This window comes from Lactiplantibacillus sp. B652 (assembly GCF_023806745.1).
In the GTDB taxonomy this organism is placed as follows: domain Bacteria; phylum Bacillota; class Bacilli; order Lactobacillales; family Lactobacillaceae; genus Lactiplantibacillus; species Lactiplantibacillus pentosus.
Map to the genome: position 1 here is coordinate 1 of NZ_JAMSKY010000037.1, position 4776 is coordinate 4776.

The following is a 4776-nucleotide window of genomic DNA, read 5'->3' on the forward strand; positions in this document are numbered from 1 at the left end:
GACTGATGAGATCCTAGCAGCACTTGAACTAATTAATCAACGACCATTAAAAATACATCATCAACAGACTGCCATTGAAAGATTCCGGGCTTGTTCGGATTAAACTTGTAATTTGCCTTATCAAAATAATAAGTGGCAAATAAAAATAGTCCAATTTATTGACTTCTGAGCAATCCATACCAGTGTAGATTTATTAAAATTGTTACCAAAAAAACGCGTGTAGTTTGCTTACAGGGAATATTGGTCATAACTTAATACGATTTCTTCAGTCAATTAACTATATAACATTTTGGCTAATATAAGAAAGCTTTACCAAAAGTGCCACCATTTTTTATCGCTTCTATTTCTATACACGTCCTCTTCTGAGGTATTATTTTGTTGTTTCTGAAATGTCCCAGAAGTTTCAAGTAAATCACTTGTTTTTTGAATATGGGCTTTTAACTCTCTATTTTCTTCTACAGTTGTTAATTGTAGTTGTTGTTGCTGATCTATTAATTTTGTTAGATGCTCTATTTGTTGGTCTTTGGCAGCAAGCTGTTTGTCACGTTGAGACTTTAAATCTGCTACTTCTCTTCTTAGAGTAGCGATTAGCTCATTATTTTCTTCGCTAGTCTTTGTCTCTTTTTTGCTACCTGTTTGTTGGTTATTTGCTACCAAAGGCTTTGCTACCTTATCTCTAATAATCCTTTCAGCTGTAAGGCTAATCATGTTTGTACCTTGACGATCTTTTTGTCGGTTCTTTGTTGGTAGCCTTTGGTAGTGATATTGAATAGTCTGCTTGGAGACCTTCAATTCATTAGCAAGTTCTCTAATGGTTTTAGGCATGATTGCCAAACCCCTTTCGGAGTTCGGCAAGTACTTCTTGTCTTGCCTGATCTCTGATTTTTTTATCATGTTCAATCTGCTTTTCAGCCAATGCTTGTTTTTCAGTTGTTCCTAAAGGTAAGCATTTAACTTTGTCAATTGCACGCCACTTTTCTTTATCTGATAATTCATCATTGTGCTGAATGTTAAAGAGTTTTTGACGTTCATCTTGAAATTTTCCTTGAGAAAAATCATTGGCATCTTTCTTTTCAGGTTTCCAAGTAAAAGTATAACCAATCACTGGTTTCCCACGACCTTTACCATATTTTTTTCGTATAGTTAGGCCTCTAAACAAAGGGGTTAGTTCTTCCTTAATTGGGCGAATAACCCTAGATTCAACGTTCGCAGGCTTACTCCAATAGCTTTGTGGAATATCTAGTAGTTCAAAGAAATCATTTTTAGAAAAATAAGCATAACCAGTGGTTCGGAATTGTTTAAGCATACGAAAAGTTGTTTTTGCGTAACTACTCTTTAAATCTCGGAACTCTGTCAAAGCATAACGAACCCAACTTTCGAGATTATTTAGAAGTTTCAACGCTTTGGGATAAATTTGAATATCAACATAAGGAACGTCTGCAGATCCCTTAATTTCAAATCGAGTGAACATGACAAAAATCTCTCTATCAAGACCATCTTTACTTCGAGAGCCAAATCTAAGACCTAGTATTTTTTGATATGTACTTTGTATGTCATCAATAAACCGATTATTTGCGGTTGGCTTATAGGCACTTAACTCTTTTAACTGATCAAAGGTAAATCTAACAGTATCATCACCTTTATCACGCATTCTAGAAACTACAGAAAAGAACAAGTTCATTTCTACAGGAGTAAACCTTCGCAAGGGGATTGTATTTAATTCAGGGTCATATTTGACTAATTCATTGCTCATAAAATAACCTCCTTGAATAATACTACCTTATTTGAATACAGGAGTAAATAAATGTAGTCGATAAACAGACAAAATGTAGTCGATAAACAGACAAAATGTAGTCGATAAACAGACAAAATGTAGTCGATAAACAGACAAAATGTAGTCGATAAACTTCTGTACGCCTTGGGGGAGTAAGGCGCAATAGGGGTCTAAAAGAGGTTTAAAAGAGGTTTATAAAAGAGGTTTAAAAGAGGCACCACTGTACAAGATCAAAATCTAAAACAAAAACACAAAGGAGTGAGCCAAAAAACAGGCTCACATTAAACTCCAGTCGCTATGCTCCTTGCGCCTCACTCTGTTCGTTGCCTAAAAGGTGTGGCAAGCCACGTTTATTCGGGCGCTGACGCCCCGAACCCCGTCCAAGCTGAACCAGCTTGACCGCTTTTTCACTCGCCGTTAGGCAGGAAAGCAAAGTTTCTATAAAACTTTGGCTTTCGCCATTTCAGTGTTAAGACTGGTTTAGAGCTGTCAATTCCTTATGCTCCCGCGCTACGCTCGTCCGCTACCATTGACAGCAAACAGTTAGTTTTTTTGAATCTTAACAAGAATCTAACTGCTATATTCGTTTTTAAGGGCCTTATTTCTCGTTTCTAGAGATTTTGAGACTGTTTATATATATTTATACCAAAGCAAAAATAAAAAGCCCTCAGCAGGCTTTTAGAGGGCTAAATAACGAAGCCAGGACGATTAATAATATCTTCTTGTCTTTTTTGCAAAACATAAGTATACAGGGAATCATACAAATTCTTTTTGATCTCGTCAGGTTCATTGAAAGAAGCTTCAAACAATTCTTGAATATCAACTTGCCAAGGATCAGCAAGCATTTCATCAATGGTTTTTAATACTTTCTTTTCGTCTATCTTAATTACTCCTAACATCAAAATAATGCTTTCAGTTTAAATTCACAGATCTTACAGCACCGTTATTCAAAATTTGTTACCAAGCTCATAAAGATTCTTTGCACAGAACGATTAAAAAAATTGGCTTAAAACAGTGGAATCTGCAATAGTTTTTAAGTATTTAAAACATAAAAATCTCAGTTAAGTGCAAACATAAATTGAATTAAAAATATGCTTAATTAAATAATGAAAAAAATTGATTGTATGGTTATCAGCAGACCTAGTGAAACGAGGTCAATGCGCACTTACACTCCACTAAAAATTAGTGGAGGTTTTATGCTTAAAATCTGTCTCAGAAGTTGCCTTCGGCAACAACTAAAAATCCAAAGAAAACTAACCAAAATCAATTTGATCTAACATAGTTTCGGTACTGGCTTGGTCTAAGCCTAAATAAGCTAAAGTCATCGCCTCACTGGAATGATTTAGCAAATTCATGACTAAGCCAATATTGTAATTGGATTGCGTATAAACGCGATAAGCCCCAGTTTTGCGCATAGTGTGGGTACCAAGGTAATTAATGCTTAAAAGATCGCCGACTTTGCTCATGATTTTATAGAACTGTTTTTCCGTAATATGCCGTTCTGGGTGTTGAATGGACGGAAAGAGCCATTCAGAATCCAGCTTATGATCAAGCAGCCATTGACGGTACAATAAGAGCTCTGTTTGAACAGGTTTAAGGTACAAGGTATTCGGTTTACCCGTTTTTCGGTCATGAATGAACGCATTTTGTTTAATAGAACCGTCCGGATTAAAAATATCGGTCTGTTTTAAGCGCATGACATCACTGACTCGCAACAGCGTCGCCTTGCCAACTTGAAAAACTGTATAGTTACGCCGGCCAGCTTTAAAGTTGTTGAGTAAGGTATCTTGCACCTCTTTGAGAACGTTTGAATCTTTGATAGGTAAGACAACCTGTTGCATAGTTTTAGCCCCTTTTCTTGAGATATTAAAGCAGTTATGTTATTATTTCTTGTAAGGAAAAAGTAAGGAGATGGTATTGTGAGTGCAGGTAATGTAACTAAGGTTAGCTCGAAGATCACAAGCAAAAATCAGATTACAATTCCTAAAACAGTACGTGAGCTGTTAAAAGTTCGGTCTACTGACACAATTGAATGGCAGATTGAGCCAAATGGTAGAGTAATGATTGTTCGTAGTAAACCTGATCTATGGCAACTTGTTGATGAACAGGAAAAAAAGTTCGGAAATCTCAGTACCACGGAATTTGATTGGGGTAAGGACATAGAAAGTGAAGACTTTGATTAATGAAATTAAAACAAGGCGCTATTTTGTGGATTAATTTAGATCCAGCCAAAGGAACTGAAACTAAGAAAAAGCGACCGTGTTTAGTTGTGAGCAACGATCACTATAATCGCTATTTTAATACGGTGCTAGTTGTACCAATCAGCACTTCTGACAAATATCGTACCCTAGAAAAGTATGCTAAATCGCCGTTATTTATCAGGATAGATAACGGGAAAATTCACGGAACAGCGCTCTTACAACATGTCCGCGCTGTCGATCCCACAAAACGATCAGATGGCGAAGTTGTGGCCACTTTATCCCAGCAAGAAATTAGTTCGATTAGTACAAAGGTCCAACAATTTTTCTGAAAAGCAGATGTTATTTATTTATAAAAGCAACAAAATAGCCCCCAATATCTACATTATAGATATTGGGGGTTATTCTTTCAATGTTTTCGAGGGGTGATTTGTTAATTATAGTCCCTAATATAGGGACAAAGCTTATTTGAAAGTTTTTCTCAAACACATCATGTATTTTAGACTGTGCCACTATTATTCTCTGTTATAGGCAGACCAGAAACGCCCTTTTTGTACATTTTATAAGTTCTTTTTTCAGTCAAACGTGCACGTTGTAACCGTCGTTTTTGCATTTTCCATCACCCCAAATCCTTAATCGCTTTTTCACTTTAATCATTTATTTATATATTTCATATTAATGATAAGTATACCGCTTTTACTAATAAACCACCTAATGATTATTGTGATTACAACAAAAAAATAAGTACCCACTCAAGACCATGCTGGTCAAGATGTGGCTACTTATTTAGTCGGTTATGATTGA

At 35.9% G+C, this 4776-nt stretch carries 6 protein-coding genes and 1 pseudogene; 3 read left to right on the plus strand and 4 right to left on the minus strand.

The annotated features are described in order from the left end of the window. Window positions 1-103 (plus strand): annotated as a pseudogene (locus MZO40_RS16615) (IS30 family transposase); the annotation flags it as partial. Window positions 104-309: 206 nt separating this feature from the next. On the opposite strand, the gene MZO40_RS16620 reads toward MZO40_RS16615, so the two are convergent. The 4 genes from MZO40_RS16620 to MZO40_RS16635 all read right to left on the minus strand — a co-directional run bounded on the left by MZO40_RS16620 (window position 310) and on the right by MZO40_RS16635 (window position 3615). Continuing rightward, window positions 310-825 (minus strand): DUF536 domain-containing protein, encoded by a 516-nt coding sequence (locus MZO40_RS16620; RefSeq protein ID WP_057706958.1) that lies wholly within the window; start codon window positions 823-825, stop codon window positions 310-312. Next, window positions 818-1753, minus strand: a complete 936-nt coding sequence (locus tag MZO40_RS16625) for a replication initiation protein (protein WP_057706957.1) — start codon at window positions 1751-1753, stop codon at window positions 818-820. Before MZO40_RS16625 ends, MZO40_RS16620 begins: the two co-directional genes overlap by 8 nt. 707 nt (window positions 1754-2460) lie before the next feature. Continuing rightward, window positions 2461-2673, minus strand: coding sequence for a hypothetical protein (locus MZO40_RS16630; protein WP_063205556.1), 213 nt, complete (start codon window positions 2671-2673; stop codon window positions 2461-2463). A 354-nt stretch (window positions 2674-3027) separates the two neighbouring features. Further along, complete coding sequence (locus MZO40_RS16635) at window positions 3028-3615, minus strand: site-specific integrase (protein ID WP_128529899.1); 588 nt, start codon at window positions 3613-3615, stop codon at window positions 3028-3030. Between the two features lie 78 nt (window positions 3616-3693). Between MZO40_RS16635 and MZO40_RS16640 the strand changes: the two genes are divergently transcribed. Further along, complete coding sequence (locus MZO40_RS16640; RefSeq protein ID WP_017260787.1) at window positions 3694-3957, plus strand: type II toxin-antitoxin system PrlF family antitoxin; 264 nt, start codon at window positions 3694-3696, stop codon at window positions 3955-3957. Then, window positions 3957-4304 (plus strand): type II toxin-antitoxin system PemK/MazF family toxin, encoded by a 348-nt coding sequence (locus tag MZO40_RS16645; RefSeq protein WP_069137394.1) that lies wholly within the window; start codon window positions 3957-3959, stop codon window positions 4302-4304. The genes MZO40_RS16640 and MZO40_RS16645 overlap by 1 nt, the downstream gene beginning before the upstream one ends. Window positions 4305-4776: the final 472 nt, after the last annotated feature.

Bases quoted from the DNA above. Each gene is read 5' to 3' on its own strand.
- MZO40_RS16645 (WP_069137394.1), top strand. From the start codon at position 3,957: ATGAAATTAAAACAAGGCGCTATTTTGTGGATTAATTTAGATCCAGCC.
- MZO40_RS16625 (WP_057706957.1), bottom strand. From the start codon at position 1,753: ATGAGCAATGAATTAGTCAAATATGACCCTGAATTAAATACAATCCCC.
- MZO40_RS16635 (WP_128529899.1), bottom strand. From the start codon at position 3,615: ATGCAACAGGTTGTCTTACCTATCAAAGATTCAAACGTTCTCAAAGAG.
- MZO40_RS16630 (WP_063205556.1), bottom strand. From the start codon at position 2,673: ATGTTAGGAGTAATTAAGATAGACGAAAAGAAAGTATTAAAAACCATT.
- MZO40_RS16620 (WP_057706958.1), bottom strand. From the start codon at position 825: ATGCCTAAAACCATTAGAGAACTTGCTAATGAATTGAAGGTCTCCAAG.